Annotated in this window: 34 protein-coding genes and 1 tRNA gene; 5 read left to right on the plus strand and 30 right to left on the minus strand. The window is 28.8% G+C overall.

The window, feature by feature from the left end; genetic code table 11:
• Positions 1-2 precede the first annotated feature (2 nt).
• The 30 genes from ETU08_RS00090 to ETU08_RS00230 all read right to left on the minus strand — a co-directional run bounded on the left by ETU08_RS00090 (position 3) and on the right by ETU08_RS00230 (position 14,200).
• A complete protein-coding gene (locus tag ETU08_RS00090; RefSeq protein ID WP_146260990.1) occupies positions 3-599 on the minus strand; it encodes a hypothetical protein in 597 nt (198 codons plus the stop codon).
• Complete coding sequence (locus ETU08_RS00095; protein ID WP_146260991.1) at positions 592-846, minus strand: hypothetical protein; 255 nt, start codon at positions 844-846, stop codon at positions 592-594. The genes ETU08_RS00090 and ETU08_RS00095 overlap by 8 nt, the downstream gene beginning before the upstream one ends.
• Positions 847-857: 11 nt before the next feature.
• Positions 858-1,025 (minus strand): hypothetical protein, encoded by a 168-nt coding sequence (locus tag ETU08_RS11825; protein ID WP_185145235.1) that lies wholly within the window; start codon positions 1,023-1,025, stop codon positions 858-860.
• 88 nt (positions 1,026-1,113) lie between these two features.
• On the minus strand, positions 1,114-1,560 hold the full coding sequence (locus ETU08_RS00100) for an HAD family hydrolase (protein WP_146260992.1): 447 nt from the start codon (positions 1,558-1,560) through the stop codon (positions 1,114-1,116).
• Between the two features lie 2 nt (positions 1,561-1,562).
• A complete protein-coding gene (locus tag ETU08_RS00105) occupies positions 1,563-1,763 on the minus strand; it encodes a hypothetical protein (protein WP_146260993.1) in 201 nt (66 codons plus the stop codon).
• 2 nt (positions 1,764-1,765) lie between these two features.
• Positions 1,766-2,458, minus strand: a complete 693-nt coding sequence (locus ETU08_RS00110) for a hypothetical protein (protein ID WP_146260994.1) — start codon at positions 2,456-2,458, stop codon at positions 1,766-1,768.
• Entirely contained in the window at positions 2,458-3,045 is a 588-nt protein-coding gene (locus tag ETU08_RS00115; RefSeq protein WP_146260995.1) for an SPFH domain-containing protein, read from the minus strand. The genes ETU08_RS00110 and ETU08_RS00115 overlap by 1 nt, the downstream gene beginning before the upstream one ends.
• A gap of 109 nt (positions 3,046-3,154) precedes the next feature.
• Positions 3,155-4,330, minus strand: coding sequence for a phage terminase large subunit (locus ETU08_RS00120; RefSeq protein ID WP_146260996.1), 1,176 nt, complete (start codon positions 4,328-4,330; stop codon positions 3,155-3,157).
• A 3-nt stretch (positions 4,331-4,333) separates the two neighbouring features.
• Positions 4,334-4,825, minus strand: coding sequence for a terminase small subunit (locus ETU08_RS00125; RefSeq protein WP_146260997.1), 492 nt, complete (start codon positions 4,823-4,825; stop codon positions 4,334-4,336).
• Positions 4,826-4,900: 75 nt separating this feature from the next.
• Positions 4,901-5,092 (minus strand): hypothetical protein, encoded by a 192-nt coding sequence (locus ETU08_RS00130; RefSeq protein ID WP_146260998.1) that lies wholly within the window; start codon positions 5,090-5,092, stop codon positions 4,901-4,903.
• Positions 5,093-5,105: 13 nt separating this feature from the next.
• Positions 5,106-5,471, minus strand: coding sequence for a VRR-NUC domain-containing protein (locus ETU08_RS00135; protein WP_146260999.1), 366 nt, complete (start codon positions 5,469-5,471; stop codon positions 5,106-5,108).
• Complete coding sequence (locus tag ETU08_RS00140; protein WP_146261000.1) at positions 5,455-6,018, minus strand: nucleoside triphosphate pyrophosphohydrolase family protein; 564 nt, start codon at positions 6,016-6,018, stop codon at positions 5,455-5,457. Before ETU08_RS00140 ends, ETU08_RS00135 begins: the two co-directional genes overlap by 17 nt.
• Positions 6,019-6,024: 6 nt before the next feature.
• Positions 6,025-6,756, minus strand: a complete 732-nt coding sequence (locus ETU08_RS00145; protein ID WP_146261001.1) for a GIY-YIG nuclease family protein — start codon at positions 6,754-6,756, stop codon at positions 6,025-6,027.
• Positions 6,757-6,772: 16 nt separating this feature from the next.
• A complete protein-coding gene (locus ETU08_RS00150) occupies positions 6,773-6,973 on the minus strand; it encodes a hypothetical protein (protein ID WP_146261002.1) in 201 nt (66 codons plus the stop codon).
• A 48-nt stretch (positions 6,974-7,021) separates the two neighbouring features.
• Positions 7,022-7,462 (minus strand): hypothetical protein, encoded by a 441-nt coding sequence (locus ETU08_RS00155; protein WP_146261003.1) that lies wholly within the window; start codon positions 7,460-7,462, stop codon positions 7,022-7,024.
• Between the two features lies 1 nt (position 7,463).
• On the minus strand, positions 7,464-7,766 hold the full coding sequence (locus ETU08_RS00160) for a DUF4406 domain-containing protein (RefSeq protein ID WP_146261004.1): 303 nt from the start codon (positions 7,764-7,766) through the stop codon (positions 7,464-7,466).
• A gap of 117 nt (positions 7,767-7,883) precedes the next feature.
• Positions 7,884-8,366 (minus strand): hypothetical protein, encoded by a 483-nt coding sequence (locus tag ETU08_RS00165; RefSeq protein WP_146261005.1) that lies wholly within the window; start codon positions 8,364-8,366, stop codon positions 7,884-7,886.
• Complete coding sequence (locus ETU08_RS00170; RefSeq protein ID WP_146261006.1) at positions 8,363-8,551, minus strand: hypothetical protein; 189 nt, start codon at positions 8,549-8,551, stop codon at positions 8,363-8,365. Before ETU08_RS00170 ends, ETU08_RS00165 begins: the two co-directional genes overlap by 4 nt.
• Before the next feature lie 33 nt (positions 8,552-8,584).
• Complete coding sequence (locus tag ETU08_RS00175; RefSeq protein WP_146261007.1) at positions 8,585-8,797, minus strand: hypothetical protein; 213 nt, start codon at positions 8,795-8,797, stop codon at positions 8,585-8,587.
• A gap of 12 nt (positions 8,798-8,809) precedes the next feature.
• Positions 8,810-8,956 (minus strand): hypothetical protein, encoded by a 147-nt coding sequence (locus ETU08_RS11830; protein WP_185145236.1) that lies wholly within the window; start codon positions 8,954-8,956, stop codon positions 8,810-8,812.
• A gap of 756 nt (positions 8,957-9,712) precedes the next feature.
• Complete coding sequence (locus tag ETU08_RS11930) at positions 9,713-10,480, minus strand: DUF6291 domain-containing protein (RefSeq protein ID WP_146261009.1); 768 nt, start codon at positions 10,478-10,480, stop codon at positions 9,713-9,715.
• Positions 10,481-10,498: 18 nt separating this feature from the next.
• Complete coding sequence (locus tag ETU08_RS00190; RefSeq protein WP_185145238.1) at positions 10,499-10,810, minus strand: HNH endonuclease; 312 nt, start codon at positions 10,808-10,810, stop codon at positions 10,499-10,501.
• Positions 10,779-11,360: a hypothetical protein gene (locus ETU08_RS00195; protein WP_146261010.1), complete on the minus strand. Its 582-nt coding sequence runs from the start codon at positions 11,358-11,360 to the stop codon at positions 10,779-10,781. Before ETU08_RS00195 ends, ETU08_RS00190 begins: the two co-directional genes overlap by 32 nt.
• Before the next feature lie 16 nt (positions 11,361-11,376).
• Positions 11,377-11,817 carry a hypothetical protein gene (locus ETU08_RS00200; protein ID WP_146261011.1) on the minus strand — a complete coding sequence of 147 codons (441 nt, stop codon included), beginning with the start codon at positions 11,815-11,817 and terminating at the stop codon, positions 11,377-11,379.
• Complete coding sequence (locus ETU08_RS00205) at positions 11,814-12,494, minus strand: YqaJ viral recombinase family protein (protein WP_146261012.1); 681 nt, start codon at positions 12,492-12,494, stop codon at positions 11,814-11,816. Before ETU08_RS00205 ends, ETU08_RS00200 begins: the two co-directional genes overlap by 4 nt.
• Positions 12,494-12,922 carry a hypothetical protein gene (locus tag ETU08_RS00210; protein WP_146261013.1) on the minus strand — a complete coding sequence of 143 codons (429 nt, stop codon included), beginning with the start codon at positions 12,920-12,922 and terminating at the stop codon, positions 12,494-12,496. Before ETU08_RS00210 ends, ETU08_RS00205 begins: the two co-directional genes overlap by 1 nt.
• A gap of 7 nt (positions 12,923-12,929) precedes the next feature.
• Positions 12,930-13,337 carry a hypothetical protein gene (locus ETU08_RS00215; protein ID WP_146261014.1) on the minus strand — a complete coding sequence of 136 codons (408 nt, stop codon included), beginning with the start codon at positions 13,335-13,337 and terminating at the stop codon, positions 12,930-12,932.
• Positions 13,338-13,348: 11 nt separating this feature from the next.
• The gene (locus ETU08_RS00220) at positions 13,349-13,705 is read right to left on the minus strand and encodes a hypothetical protein (protein WP_146261015.1); all 357 of its coding nucleotides are present in this window, start codon (positions 13,703-13,705) and stop codon (positions 13,349-13,351) included.
• 56 nt (positions 13,706-13,761) lie between these two features.
• Positions 13,762-13,965 (minus strand): hypothetical protein, encoded by a 204-nt coding sequence (locus ETU08_RS00225; RefSeq protein ID WP_146261016.1) that lies wholly within the window; start codon positions 13,963-13,965, stop codon positions 13,762-13,764.
• Positions 13,966-13,975: 10 nt separating this feature from the next.
• Complete coding sequence (locus ETU08_RS00230) at positions 13,976-14,200, minus strand: hypothetical protein (RefSeq protein WP_146261017.1); 225 nt, start codon at positions 14,198-14,200, stop codon at positions 13,976-13,978.
• A gap of 111 nt (positions 14,201-14,311) precedes the next feature.
• Here ETU08_RS00230 and ETU08_RS00235 point away from each other — a divergent pair, with 111 nt between their 5' ends.
• The 5 genes from ETU08_RS00235 (at position 14,312) to ETU08_RS00255 (ending at position 15,902) form a co-directional block, all read left to right on the plus strand.
• Positions 14,312-15,007, plus strand: a complete 696-nt coding sequence (locus ETU08_RS00235) for a S24 family peptidase (RefSeq protein ID WP_146261018.1) — start codon at positions 14,312-14,314, stop codon at positions 15,005-15,007.
• Between the two features lie 10 nt (positions 15,008-15,017).
• Positions 15,018-15,221 (plus strand): hypothetical protein, encoded by a 204-nt coding sequence (locus ETU08_RS00240; RefSeq protein WP_146261019.1) that lies wholly within the window; start codon positions 15,018-15,020, stop codon positions 15,219-15,221.
• Positions 15,218-15,487: a hypothetical protein gene (locus ETU08_RS00245; RefSeq protein WP_146261020.1), complete on the plus strand. Its 270-nt coding sequence runs from the start codon at positions 15,218-15,220 to the stop codon at positions 15,485-15,487. Before ETU08_RS00240 ends, ETU08_RS00245 begins: the two co-directional genes overlap by 4 nt.
• 4 nt (positions 15,488-15,491) lie before the next feature.
• Positions 15,492-15,773, plus strand: coding sequence for a hypothetical protein (locus ETU08_RS00250; RefSeq protein ID WP_146261021.1), 282 nt, complete (start codon positions 15,492-15,494; stop codon positions 15,771-15,773).
• A gap of 63 nt (positions 15,774-15,836) precedes the next feature.
• Positions 15,837-15,902, plus strand: a tRNA-OTHER gene (locus ETU08_RS00255).
• The last annotated feature ends 5 nt before the right edge of the window (positions 15,903-15,907 follow it).

Here is a 15,907-nt window from a genome sequence, read left to right on the forward strand (position 1 = left end):
TTCTAATGGTTATGTAGATCTTCAATATTTAGTTTAATATTATCAATATCCTTAATTTCATAATCTAAAATTTCACAGTTTAGGAATAGGTCTATAATGAAAGAAATTCCTACCCCTGCCAACCTATCATTTCCTATATCTGAAAATCTTTCAATGACAGTAGTTTCTTCTGTTGATCTTATTCCTTTATTAAAATTCCTTTCTGTAACCATTTCAAAAACTTTTCTAAAATCTATTGCGCATTGGTGCATGTCTTTCCATGTCATAGGAATGGTATGCTCTGAAAGATTATTATCTAAGTTTTGTAATTGGATTCCTCCTTCATCACTATAAGGAGTGGTTAAAAAGAATAATTTACAACTGTATCTGCTCCATTCATTTTCCCCCAGAATAGAATCTATTATTTCAACAGGTGGGAACATAAGACAAATAGGGTATTTTACTCCATCTGAAATACCACCAACAATATCTTTGAGTATTTCCCCTACATTGTTTTTGTTTAGCTCTATTCCATATTGAGGAGCCACAACAAAACGATTCATCTTTTTAGAGTTAGTAATGATATCTCTAAATAATTGATATAAGTTTAGTTCATTCATTCCATTTACCTATTTTACATTGTTCTTCTTTAACTAAGGATTTTTCTACAATAGGACAACCACATAATTTACAAGCTTTTGTTTTTTCATTGACTGATTTTCCATTGATGAGCTTTAAAAATTTTTTATCAACCGCGTGAGAACATTTTATGCATTCTTTTAATCTCTCTTTACTTAATATGATAGATTTTTCGTCTGCGTGTATTTTAGATTTATACCAACCTTCTGCTATGTGTAATAGGTTCATTTTTCAGTATTTTATAAGTCAATAGGTGGCGCTGTTTCGGTAACTAAAATAGAAATAGGAATTGAAGCTAATACTTCTCCATTTCTCATTAATAAAGATCTATTATCATATATTACCATTTTATCTGCTTGTAATTTTATAAATGATCCCTTTTTTAAATATATATTAAACCACTTCATAACCAATATTTACCAATTAGAATTCCTACTCCTGTAAAAAACAAAGCAGCTAAAAATAACACAGCACAGCCTAACCGAATTTGATTTTTCATTTTCTAATATTTGGGTTAACTAATCTGTTTTTCCCAGGCATAACCAAAGCTGTTTCTCTCTTAAGTTTATCCATTAATTTTTCTCTAATAGGAATTACCTTTTCATTCCATGTTTTGGATAATTCTATAGAGTAGAATAACACTCTACTGTATTCAGTAGCTCTAAGTCCCAAATCTCTTGCGCTTGATCTGGTCAACCCATTAATTAAATAGGAAGCCTGGTAGAGATTAAATGTTGGTTTATCTTTAAGTAATTCGTTTAAAATAGAACTGTATATATCAAAATCACAGTTTAATTTTTCAAGGGAATTAACTTCTAAAACCTTTACCCATACAGGAATTAGGTTAGATAAATTTTCTTGTGGTATATCAAACTTATTTGATTCTAATTCTTCTTTGAATAGTTTTTCAAATTTCTCAGGGTTGAATTTTTGTTGATTCATGTTTATTTTTTACTTAAGTTGTTGTAATAAGCATTAATTATTTCTTTCTGGTCATCTTGTTCAGAAGCCCATAAAAGAACATCATAGGCTTTTGTTTCTTTAATGTTATCTAGGTTGCTTTTTCCATTTTGTTTGTAAAATATAGTTCCCTCCTTGGCTATATAGGTCATAAAACTTAACCATCCCCATTTATCAAAATGCACTTTTAAATTGGGTCCTTCTCCATTACTTCCTTCGCTGAATATGGAGAAGTTTTTAAGTATATAATCATTGAAGTTTGCAAAAAAAAAGCTACTGCAATAGCAATATCCATTGGTAATGTTTCCATTAGTTTTAGTCTTTCACTGTTAGAACTTAACCATTCTTCTTGAAAAACTTCGTTTTCACGTTTCAGAAAAATTGCTGATAGATAGAGCATAGCTTCCCAATTACCTGCGCCTAATTCATCCATTTGTTTGATGATTTGTTTAGAAACTATAAATTCATTGAAAGTAATTTTAGATTCAAAGGTTAACATAGGGGTCTCTATTTTCCATATTTCATTATGGAATAAATAATTTTCTTGAAGATTTAAATTTGTTTGCTCTTCATAAATTTGTTTGAAACAACTATGATAAACTGCTAATACATCCTCCAGAGGTATGTTTTTTTCTACTTCATCCAGAGGTATACCTGAAAAAAAAGAAAAATTCATAGAAGCAATTTTAATATTAAAAATCATCTCATCTACTTCATCAGGTTTTATAACATTTCCTTCTTCATCAACCTTGTAGAGATCTTCTTTTCTTTTTTCTATTTCTGATAAATAAATTTTATCAAAATCAATTCTTTGCTTTAAGGTTATTTCGCTTAAAGAAGAAGGTATACAGTAGTTTTTATTTTTGTAAATGAAATTCATTACTTTTTAGTATTAACCTTCTTATCTGCTTCCTGCTTTTCTTTGATGGCTTGTTCTTGTTTGTCTTTTTCTTCCTGTTCAAACTTTACCCTTTCTTCTTCTTTCTTCTTATCTGCTTCCTGCTTTTCTTTGATGGCTTGTTTTATTTTTTCTATAAATGGAACATCAATGGAAGCTTCTTTGTAATTTGCTATTTTAGCAATTTTTGCAACTCCTCTTATTTCTATTTCTTCTAAGGAAGTAATTAAATCTTGGGCATCTCTATCTAAAAAAGATTCATAAGCCTTATTTACTCTTTCTTTGAAAGCTTCTTTATCATCATTGTCGAATTTTGGTAGCTCCACTTTTTTACTCTCTTTAAATTCTACACTTTGTCCCATTACTTTTTTTAATGGAGTAGGGGTAAATCGTGAGTTTGTTACTTCACGCATTTCACCCAATCCTGCTTTTAAGGAATTATTAAGCTGTGTAAAAACACTCTCTAAGCGTATACATAAATTGGTGTTGTTTTGATGCCTATCTAAAAGAACCTTCTTGAATTCATCAATATCTGTGATGGTTATTTTTACTAGTTCTGTATTTTCCATTTTTTTAATTTTTAAGGTTAATATTTGAGATTATAAAATTAGTGATTATTTTAATAGGTAATATATTATATTACTAAATAAACTATTTAAAATCTATTATTCCTGTTATTTAATCTAAATAATCTAAATAGGAATTAGAAGAACTGGAACTCCAACTAACAATTTTAGATTTGTTATTTCTATTGGAATAAGTAGCATAACGTCCTGCATCCATTCCATCATCTTTTAATTTAACTGGTTCATCTAAGGAAACTCCATTTTTTTCTTTCCATTTGTATGCATTAGCTTCTTTAATTAAATTATGGCTTCGTTTAGTTATTAATAATTTTTTGTAACGTACATGCCTAATTCCTTCTAATACATCCTTATCTGCTGGTTGTGCATTATACCCTGCCATTTTGAGTTCACTTATAGCATCTGGTCTGGCACTATCACAATACATAATTTTATTTTTATCTACTCCCAGTAAATTAAACCTTTCAATTAGATCTCCAGTGGTTAAATAACTTTCGTATAAAATTTCATCCCAATAAAGAGCATTTTCTTCCAACCAGTCCCCAACTTCCACCATAGCAGATGGGTGGTTGTAACCAAAGTCTAAACCATAGCAGGTATCTAAGAAATCAGGAATGTTTTCACATAATTTATAATGAGGGTATATAAGTCCAGTTATTTTTCCAGTAAGACCTCTGGCATATACCTTAAAAAGTTCTTCATCTTCAATATTCTCAATTTCATCGTGTAGTTCTTGGCTTAAGAAAGGATTATGCCTATGATCAGAAATAAATAAAGTTGTGTCTTTTCCTCCTATTAATTTTTCATGTACCCAAAATTTGGAGGTAGGGTTATAATCAATAAATACTTTCTTTTGTGTACGAATAGATAACTGCCAATAGATTAAATAATCTATACCATTTGCTTCATTGATAAATAAATAATCTCTTTTTCCTGACTTTGCATCTTGTTCATCATCATATGATTTGAATTCTATAATTGAGCCGTTTAAAAATTCGTAAGTCCTTTCAGATTTGTTATAGGTTTTGATGAATGGTTGTAAAGCAGGGGAATTCATAACTATATTTTTAGCATCACGAATAGGTCCTGCTTTTAGGTTGGGTATATCTTGTCCTGCAACTGTAATAACTACTCTTGGTTCTTTTACTGCTATGGTAAACAAAACTTGCATGATGGTGTAGGTCTTACCAGAAGAAGTCCCCCCTTGGTTAACTGCTACCTTGGTAGGACAATTATAATTTGCTTCAAATAAGGGGCCTACACTAAACATGTTTTAATAATCAACTTCTTCTTCTGAATTACATATTTTAGCTTCTGCTTGTATTACATTGATTTTAACTTCATGCTGAAGGGGGTTCTCTGCATCTCCTTGTATTTTATTTACATCAGCCAAAGACAAATCACGAGCTATTATATTCGGATTCAAAAGATCTGCTGCTGCACCTTCAAATTTCTGTGAGAAGAAGAGGTCCTTTATTTTTTTTATGATATCCAAATATGCTTTGTCTTTTGAGTAATTATCAAAGGTACTGGTGCATATTCCTGCATATAAACAAAAACCTGTAATGGTTGCCGCTCTCATCTTATTGATACTCATTCTTTGTCCATTTGCAAAAACTTTTTCTTCTTTTAGAGGATTTTTTTCTAACCACTCCATGTATTCAAGAGATTTTACCCATAAGTCATTTGGTTTATAAGCTCTTTCTTTTCCAACTGCAAATCCTTTTGCTAGTTTCCAATATGAATTTCCTTTAGGTGCTGCCATAATACAAAGTTAACTATTATATATAATATAATATATTACTTTTAATTGTGCAAAATAAGTTTATTTTATAAATCTTTAATTAGAGATTGATTTATCTTTCCTCCCCTCCTCAATAATTCTATTAATAAAGGGATAAGAAAGTTTGAATTTCTTTTGCATGGTGGGAATAGAGTTATTAGAATTGTTTAAATAATATTCCAAAAATTTCTTTTTTATTTCAGGGGCAATGTCTGAATAGTTCATTCTTTTGCTCTTTATGACTTTCATAAGGAATAAATCTTTATTTCATATAGTTATTAACTTCCTTAGTAAAGTCGTCCAAAGAGTAACAAACAGCAGTTTTATAGCCTTTGTTTTGAGCTTTTTTTAGAAACTCTTTTTGATATTCTGATAATTTTCCTTTACCTATTTTCATCTCAATAAAAAAACCAGAGTAATTTTTTGATGGTTTCATTATAAAAAGATCAGACACTCCAGCTAGTACTCCTTCTCCCTTCATTATTTTAGCTTCTAAAGCATTTCTTTTACCTCCATTGGGAATAGCAAAAATAGTTTCCTTTGGGTATTGGATATTAAACCAACTAACGCAGGCTTGTTGAAGTTTGCTTTCTAAATGTCGGGGTTTTGCATTAACATATTTTGCCATGCTTAAAAGGTCTAGTTTTGTTAAATTTTAATTTTTCTTGAACATGAAAATTTAAATCTATATTCATTTCCTCACATATAATTTCTATCCATACTAAAGTATTAATAATATAATAGGATATATTTCTATCGTTAAATGAAGATACCGCACTTACAATAAATATTATTTTTTCAATAAAACTTTTTTCATCCATTCTAACTTCGTATTCACTTACTAACTTCCAACTCGTATTAGAATCAATTGTTAACTCAAGTCTTTTTAAACCCGCCAAATCTAAAAGCCTTATATAGGTATCTGCTAATTCATCTTCAACAGTATCTTTAATATACATAGAGAATAATGTACTATCAAATTCATTATTTTTTTCAGCAATTTGTTTGTAATAGTCAACATCTGACCATTTATTTTTTCTAAATGCTTCTACAGCCTCAGAAAGCTCTGTAATTACAAGCATAGCCATATGCTGAATGGAATATTTCTTGTCATGAAATCCTTTTTCTATATTGTCTTGGTATATTTCTTTTGCTTTTTTGTTTAAATCTTTCATTTTTTTTTATTTTTTATAACTTAAAATTTCATTAAAACCATTGTTAATACTATCGTATTTCAATATATATTCACTCTCTTTTTTAAAAACTTCGGTATCTGTCATGTTGGAAGGTAATACCTCTAAAACTTCAAAAGTCCATTGATCTAAAGTTGTGCTTTTTAAAAATAAACCAAACGGAGAATAGCTATAAGTTAAATGGTTGTACCAACGAAAAAAAGGAATATTTTTTGTTTTTCCAATATAACATTTACCTGTATATTTATGTGTGCATTTGTATATATAATTAGCACTATCTTTATTAATATAATATTCTTCAAATGGTAACATATCTAATCCTTTAAACTTTTCCTTTTTAAAATTTTCCATGCAAATATTACCCTCACTTCTGCAAAACATTTTATTCTCTCCAAGCAATAAATAATCATACTTTGGCTTAAATTCATATTTATTTTTGTGAATTTGACCACAATATGAACACTCCCAACTTCCTTCCTTTATTTGGTCTAATTCATACTTTAAAAGTGGATAGATAACTACATAAAAGAATTGTGCAGTATCTTTACTCTCTCTTTCGTAAATTTTATTATTTTGAAAAAATTGAGGATATTTTTTTAATAAAATTTCTTTTACTTCTTGCTTATTTTCAGCATCAATTAATGGTTCTCTTAAAATTTCAGTTGCTCCAAAATCTCCACGTATAGATTTCACCACTCTTATAATAGCTTTAAAGTACATATCAATAATTATTTTTTTATAAAATAGCCTTTAAAGTATCTTTTTTGTTTGTTATTTCAAACTCAAAATATTCATTTTGTTGACACTCACCCCTAAGCTCGTACATTATTAAATTATTTGGAAGTACGATTATTCTAACGATATAATGCTCCTTTTGCTCGTTATCGCATTTTAAATAAACAATTTCACCTATATAATATTTAGAGTATATTTCCATTTTTTTTGTTTTTTTTTAATTTATTTTATATTTTTTCAACATTTTATTTTATTTTAAAATATTTCTTAAATACAAAATTGTATTTACTTCTACTTCTAGCTCTATATTCATTATTTTAGCAAATTCTTTTATTTCTAATAAAGTGTAATTTACTGCTTCCTCTTTAGTATATTTAAAACTCGCAATTTCTCTAATTATAGCGTATATATTTTCTTCAAATGATTTTTTATTATTAACAATATGTTGAGTAGCTATTCTATTCATGTCGAATTTATAATAACCTGCTATTTCTAATAATTTTATATATGCAACAGGTAACCTACTTTTTAAGGAATTTACATTGTTGTGTAAATAAGATAACTCCACAATTACCTCTAATACTAATTCTTCAAATGACCTTCCTTCAAATTTTACTTTTTTATATTCAAATAAATATTTGGCTAATTCATTTAAATCTTTCATTTTTTTATTTTTTACTGTATTTTCCATGTTATTTTAGGTCTTTTTGGGTTATAAAATTAAGAGCTAACTTGCTTGCTAATTCACTTTCTAATTTGGCTCCGCTGCTTTCTTTCCAATTGGAAAGTAAATATATACCATCGCATTCCATTAGAGCTTTTATACATATTTTCATAGCTTCATGCCAACTAGTTGTTTCTTTAGGAACTATATTCATAGGATTTACTACTTGAAAACCGTTGGCTTGTAATTGATCTTCTATTTTTTTAAAATTATTATAAGCTTGCGAATATGTTAAACCAGTTACTTTACCAGCTATGTATATCTTTTTCATGATACTTTATTTTTTATTTCTTTTATAATTAAAATAGTGATTAAAAATAGTGTGATACTTAGCATTCCTAAGGTTACTATTATTGCTATATCTACTAATTGTGCTGTTGTCATTTTATTAATATTTAAAATTTGTCCAATGGATTATTTTTCCTTCAAAATCTTCTTTGAAGTAATTGAAAAAATCTTCAACACTTTCAAAACCCTCATTAGAAGATAGCCTTTGTAATTTGCTAAAACCTATCGCTATACCATCAATTTTAAGAATAGGGTAATTTTCGTGTGTTATTTCAATTTTCTGAACCGATGTACATAAAATTTGAGGGGTAAAATGAAATTCGTTATCAGTTCTATTATTTATCACTAAATGCATTTTATTACCCTCCTTCCATCGGTTATAATTATCCAACCTTATAGTGTGTATTTTGGGCAACAAACCTATTTTATCGTCCCAACTTTCTCCAAATTTATCCGAATAACATTTATTGTATATGTTATACATATAATTGCCATATTTTCCCGAGAATAACAATCCTAACCATATTTTTTCTATGAAATAATTAGGCCTTCCGTTTATTTTTGTTGAAAATGGTAATATCATGGTTGGTTGTTTTTTATTTCTTCCATTTTATTTACCTCTAACAGTAGATTATAAAATTTTTCAGCATCTGTTTTATCATGAAAACCGCCTCTTAATACTTCTCCTTTTTTTACAAACCAAGCCCCATTCATCCCTTGATATAGTTTAAGTTCTTCGGGTTCTTGTATGTTTTTTCTTTTTTCCATTTTATTTTAATTTTAAATTGTTATGCTGTTACCCTAATTATTAATTAATTCTAAATGAGATAATGCTACTACACCACTAACATTTTTAATAAAACAACAAGGTATACCACTTATTAAATATATTTCTCCATCTACTATAATACTTTCTTTAGGTTCTGAATGTTCTCCCGTTGCAAGGTCATAGTAAGAATAATAATAAACTCTACGCCCCTTTTTGCATTCTTCTTTTGTTATTCCTATTTTCATTTTATTTTAATTTTAAAATTTATTATCTATTCTTTTATATTTTTTACCTTTCAATATTTGTAATTTTTCAAGCGCTTTACCTTTTTCAAGCGCTTTAATTGCCTTAGCTCTATCGAGTTGACGTTGTTTTTCGCTTGATATTTGTTCTGTTGTTTTCATCCTTCCAATTCTTTTATTTTTTGTTTTAAATCATTTAAAGATTTTGATTTTCTTAAATAATGATTTACAATTATATCTCTACAATTTTGCTGTACAGAGGGTACAGCTTCACCATGTTTAATTTTATTTTTAATTTCTGCTAAGGATTCATTTGTTTGAAAAAAAGAAATTTCAAACTCCTTAGTTTCTTTTAATCCACGAATGGTCTTGAAATTTTTAAGAAATTTATTTAGTTCCAATCGGTAAAGCCTTTTAGCAACAACTAACTTTAAATCTATTTTTTGTGCAATTTTAGAATAGTAATGCGTTGCTTTTTTCGTAAAACCATCCTGCTTTATTTCATTAAAAATTATATTACAGTAAGTGTTAAAATTTTCTTCTTTTTCCTTTTCTAATTCTTGTTGTGTTTTTTTAGGTTCTGCTAACTTTTTCAAATTTTGCTTCGCTTTCCAGTATACTTCATTATTTCTTTTAAATTCTACATATTGCCTTAAAATTGCACCACTCTGGATAGGGGTAAGCATAGGAAATATTTTAAAATGCTTTTGATCTTCATCTAACAGCTCTCCATTAATTGCCATTTTGTGGGCGTTTAATATTTCTTTTTCTGTTAGAGTTTTAAATGGACTGGTTAAAATCCACTGAGTCCATTCTTTTTGAGTTTCAGGACTTGCAACCTCAGAAGAAACACCAAACAATCGACAAATTTTGTTTATTAACCCATTCTCAGAAACTACTTCTTGGATAGTTATGGGGTTATAACAAATTTCCAGTTTCAGCATCTCTGGCAAGGAGTTCAGCCATTTTTTCTGGATCACATTGGGCAATCCGACGCCCCTTAGGGGGACTAAATCTGCTGTATTCTGTATTTGATTTTCCATTGGTTTGATCTTTTCGTTTTTGTTCCCATGTTCGTATAGCTGCCTTCCAGTCTACCATTTTATTTTTTCCTATCATCCAATTTTTGGATTGGTAGAAATTCACAAATGATTCTGATGATATTCCGTTTTGACGTTCGTCGCAATATTCCTGGACTTCTTGCAAACTTGGCGGGCTAAAAGAAACCTTTTCTTTTTTTGGCGCAACTTTTTTTCTTTTGGAAGTTTCTTCTGGAGGTTTAAGAGAGTTTTTCAAAAGAATATCATCTGGGAATTTTCCCTCTCTCTCTTTTGTTTCTTTTTCTAAAAGAAAATCATTTACATTGTTATTGTTATTTACATTGTTATTGTTATTAGTTTCAATTTTGATTGGTTCTTGGTTCTTGTTTGGTTCATCTTTGGTTAGTTCTTGGTTCTTTTCAGTAGATTTTCTACCTCCCTTTTTGCCATTCTCAAAGCGTTTATTATTTGCATCTAATTGAGGTTTTATAAGAGTAAATATTGTTTTCGGGATGCCTTCTAGTACAACCTCATTGAAGTTTAAAGAATATTCAAAAATTGCTTTATATACCTTTGCTTGCATTTCTAAAGGAAGTTCATCTATAGCTTCATAAAAGCTCCTGTAAAATATTATACTATCTCGCATTTTTATATCTCAATTAGGTTAAAAATAATTTGCGCTTATCTTGTTAGGATTATTAGGATTTAATTTATGATTCTTGTTTTGATGAACAAAATGATGACAGCTATGACAAAGAGTGATTAGCCATTCAAGATTAAAAATTTCAATTCCCCGGGTGCTTTCCCCATCTATACAGTATGTAATATGATGAACTTCAAGTTCTAATTTATTACCACAAATACGACATTTATGCTTATCTCTTATTTTGATTTTCCTTCTTACTTCCTGCCACTTGTCATCATTTTGTAATCCTTTACGGTAATTACTTGGTCTTCCTTTTATTTTTTTCCTCATTTAATAGTGAATTAATAAATTTTTCGTTTTTATCAGAGGATGAAAAAAGTTCGTTTCTTTCTTCTTCGTTCATCAGGGTGATTTTAGCCAGGACTACCATTCCATTATCTAAATAGACATAGTGATAGTAATATCCTTTGTATGGGAATCTAAATACTCTTTGGGCTTCAATTTCTAGTTCTGTTGTTCCTTTTAATATTTCATTTCGATAGTCTTTTATCTCTGTATTTAGAGCATTATAACTTTCTACTGCTTTTTCTTTATTTTTTTTGGCTACTTGTAAAGAGTATTCAGCATCACTGATTTTATTTTCTGCATCTGGCATTTGATTTTTCACAATATCTAAAATGTTGTCTTCAAATTCTGTTATTTCTTCTTCTGTATACACTCTATCTACATAAAGTTTGGTATGTTCAGCAATAAGATTGGAAGAAAAATACTCATGACATTCTTCAGGAGTATTAAAATGTTTTAGTATTTCCGGAAGGTTATTTTCATTTCCTGTAATATTAAATTCATGGATAAAGGGTTGGGTTTCTACTATTTTCATTTTTAAGTTTTTTTATCTATAAATATTCTTTGTTTAATTCAATTTCATTTTGAATTTCTTCTAAGTGATTCAAATCTTTAGGTTCAGGAAGATATAATTCAAATTCTTTGGCAGAAAAGTTTCTGAATCTTTCTATCGCTGTAGTTAATTCTTTTGTATTTAAGGTTGTTGTGCTTTTACAATATTTAATAACTTCGCCAGTTTTTTTATCTACTCCTTCAATCAAAAAAAGATCTTTGTTCACCTGCCTTTTAAATATGATTTGTTTGATATATTCTAAAGTTTCTCCATAGTTTAAAGCAAACCAACTGAGAATTAGATGTAGATAATTATTTTGTGAATAGGTTCTATTTCTTCTTTTTTCAACTATTTCTATTTTAGCTTTCTTTTTTAATAGATGATTTATTCTATCTATGGCAAGCTTTCTTTTTTCTGGTATGGAGGTATCATAGATCATTGGTTTATCAATTCTATTTTTTTACTTATTGCTAGTTTTAAGCGTTGTTTTAAAAATTCTATATCCTTATCGTTTTCATGTATTAAAAGAGTTAAAAGTTGATTTTTTTCATTTGTGAATCTTGGATCATAACTCACAAAATACCATTGTTTTAACCCTGTGCAAAGCATTCCTTTTTGAATTTGCCAATAGTATTTAGGTTCTGTTCTTTTTAAGTCTTCTTGGTTTTTAATTTTTAAATATTTGAAATGGGTTTTACAGTCCGGACATTTTACTTCTATTCCTAATTTTTCTGATAATCCATCCGGAGTACATCCCGCATGAGATCCGTATTCAATAAATTCCTGGTCTTTTCCTGTCTTTTCAAATTTAATAATGAGTTTTTCTTCTGCTTTTGCAATGGCTTCTAATTCGAAAGTTTTTCCATGTTTCATGCTTAAATTAAAAAAGGTTTTTCTTGATTTCCCATTGGTAAGTACTTCTAAGGCTTTTTCTTCTATATAGCTCAAGGCTCCGGCACTTATATAATCCGGTTTTTCTTGATAGGTTAATATCCGGTAAATCTCAGAAGCAGTAAATCTTCCATTTCTTTGGTTTAACCATTGTTCAAACGAGTCTATTTCGTTTGATGTATCTGCCAAAAATAAATTTGGCAGATTTTCAGATTTTAATTCCATTATTTAAATACTAAGGGCTTGATACTCCATCGATCTGATTGAAATTGATTAGTTGAGTTTTTTTGCTTTCCTAAAAACTCAATTCTTAATGGGGTTCCTGTTCTAATTATATTTCCATTCAAAGCGTCTTCTATGGATGCAACTAATCTTTTTGAACCATTTCTAACAGTTTTTAATTCGCCTGTTTGTTTTTGTTCTACGAAAACTACACAAGGAAGCTCTATAGTTTCTCCTGTTTGTTCATCAGTATAAGTACTATGTTTAATTTCTTGGAAGAATACTAGTTTAAATTCTCCTTCTCTTTCAGGCGTCCAATATTCGCTGGTTAAATCAGCTTGCAATACTATAGCTTCTTGTAAATTAGGCACATTTTCTGTCAAATCGAATGATTGAATTGAATTGTTTTTGGTGGTAATTTCTGTACTCATTTTGTTATTATTTAAGGTTTATATATATTTCGTATAGGTTATATCTGTATTCAATACAGATTGCTTGAATTTCTTCATGTGATGGTTTCAATCTTTTAGATCTCTTTTCAAGTATTTCAAGGATAAAACTATCATTCGGTGTATGTATAAGGCTTAGGGTTCTTCCTTTTCTGAAATACCAACCAATGACATCCCCAGCGGGTAAGCAATAGGTTTTATTTGTTTTGGTATTTTTGAGGACTATTCCGAAATAATCAAAGCATAAAAACTCTAAATTTTTAATATTATCAAGAAGCGCCTTATCTTTTATCCTAGTGATTAAATTTTTGGCATGAAAAGCCATGATAGAGTTGTTATTATTTAAAGCTTCATCATGAATATTAATTAAGCCTTGTAATTGAATTTGTGCGTTCATGGGTGTGGTTTTTAATATTTTTGGTTTAAATCATAAATGAATAATTCTGTGGCACCAAAAATGGATTCCAACTTTTCTTCTAAATCTTCATTTTCGTCTAATTCAATAGTAAGGCGCTCATACACTTTGTATTTATGTGTTGCTTCTTGTCTTTTAACCCAGTAGTAGTACTCCTCTATTTCATCTTCTATTTCAAGGCTGAAATCAACTTCTATTATATCATTTGATATTTCAATAATTTCATATTGATATTTGTCTTCTTCGTGATAATCTTTACAGAATTTATCTATCCCTTTCTGTATGGCAGAATTAATCTTTTCTTTGGTCAATTCTTCTTTTTGTAGTACTTTTGCTCCAATCATTGTCATAAGTCTATTTATTTAGATTTTGTGATTTTTAAGCTCTGTTTGCCGACAGGGCTTTTTTATTTTATTTTACTTAAGAATCTATCTACTTTTCTATTAAGGGGAGAGTTTAAAGCTTCCTTTAATTCCTCTTCTTTACTTTTTCTTCCTATTTTTCTTTTTGGCTCTTCAATAACTTTTTTAAAACCATTCATCTTTAAGAAAACTTCTTGCTCTCTCTTTGGAAGAATGTTAAATAAATCGGTTACTGTTTGTGCTGTCATTACTAATGAACTATCTATTTTTTAACTTCTCCTTTTCGAATATTTCAGACTCCTTAAGTCCAGTGTGTTTCTCAATTATTCTAATAGATGATTTAACAATTAAAGGAAGAGTATCACTAACTCTATATGCCATATTGTATATCCCCCTCTCTGACCTACCTACCTTTTCTGATATAGCATATCTTAAAGATATATCAGTTCTAATTTTTTCTATTACCTCATTTGTAAGTTTCATTTTATTACTATATTTGATTTCTCATTTTGATATAGCAAATATAGAGCAAAGTACCGAATAAAACAAAATAATTCGGTGCTTTTTTACGAACTTCTTTAAATTATTATTTATATGTCTGATAATGACGGTGTTAAAAATAGAATAAAACAATATATAGAATACTTAAATATCCCTATTAGTGCATTTGAGAAGAATTGTGGGTTGAGTAATGGTTATGTTAGCTCTATAAGAAAAGGAATAGGGCATAAAGCATTAGAACAAATTTCGGAGAAATATTCCGAAATTAATAAATCATGGCTTCTTACAGGAGAAGGAGAAATGCTCAAAAATGTTCAATTTAAAGATACAGAAGCAAAAAAGGTATTTATGAATATAATTCAAATACCTGTTGTTTCTCAATATGCTTATGCTGGTTATTTAGGAGGTTTTGATGATCCTGGATATATGGAAAGTTTACCAACACATCCTATTCCTATGGATAGAGAGTTGAAAGGAAAATATCTTTTTTTTGAAATTAAAGGCGATAGTATGGAGGATGGCTCTATGGAAAGTTATAGAGAGGGTGATTTGGCTTTAGCCAGAGAGGTGTACCAAGAATATTGGAAATATAAACTTCATATAAAAAGATGGGATTTTGTGATTGTTCACAAGACGGAAGGTATAATTATAAAAAGAATAATTAATCACGATGTTGAAAATGGTACAATAACAGTTCACTCTCTAAACTCTTTTTATGAAGATAGGATATTAAAGCTAAGTGATGTTGCGCAACTATTTAATGTTGTTCAAATAGTAAGAAAATTTTAAAAATATAGATATGCAAGAAATTATTTCCTTTATAGGTTTAGTTGCTCTAATTATGTTTGCTTTTATTGTTTGTATATGTATAACTAGATGGGTTTTTGGAATTAGTAGTATTATAAAACAATCAGAAAACCAAACTAAATTGCTAGAAAAAATTGCTGAAAAACAAGGTGTTACAAAAGAAGAAATTAACGAAATAATTGGTTGTAAGAAATGAAAAAACTTTTATTCTTATTTGGATTATTATTCATCATCACTTGTTCAAGTGATGATAATAATGATGGTTGTAAGGAAACATGGAATATTACAAGATATTATGAATTTCCTCCTGATTGTAATAATGAAGCACCTATTCCAAGTACATATGATAAGGATTTTGATTGTAGTAATGTAAAAGATGTGAAAAAGGGAGATGTAAGGTTAGATACAAAACTATCTTCTTGTGGCGCTGTATATATAAGATTTAACAAAAAAGTAAACTAGTGTGTTGACTTCTGATAAAAAAATACTAGAGTTAATAGAATTGCTTAAAGAGAGTGGGGGGATTCGTTTTAAAAAAGAGTTTTATGATGCAATAGGTTTACAAAAGCAAAATGTATTCTGGGTAAAAAATCAGAATAAACAGGAAAAACAGAGTTATCATTTTACTGCTGAACATATAGAAAAAATATGTAAGACCTATTCTATAAATGCAAATTGGATTTTTGGAATGGAAAAAAATATATTTTTAAGCTCTAAAACTCATATGAATAAAGAAAAAATTAATTAAAAACAATACCACTAAAAGTACCACTTTTTCAATTGTTTCAAACTTTGAACCCCTTATAAATAGGGTGGGATAAGGGAGCAAATCGAACTCATAACCCGAAGGTCACAGGTTCGAGTCCTGTTCCCGCTACTAAG

Origin of the sequence: Apibacter muscae (assembly GCF_007845635.1) — a bacterium.
GTDB lineage: Bacteria > Bacteroidota > Bacteroidia > Flavobacteriales > Weeksellaceae > Apibacter > Apibacter muscae.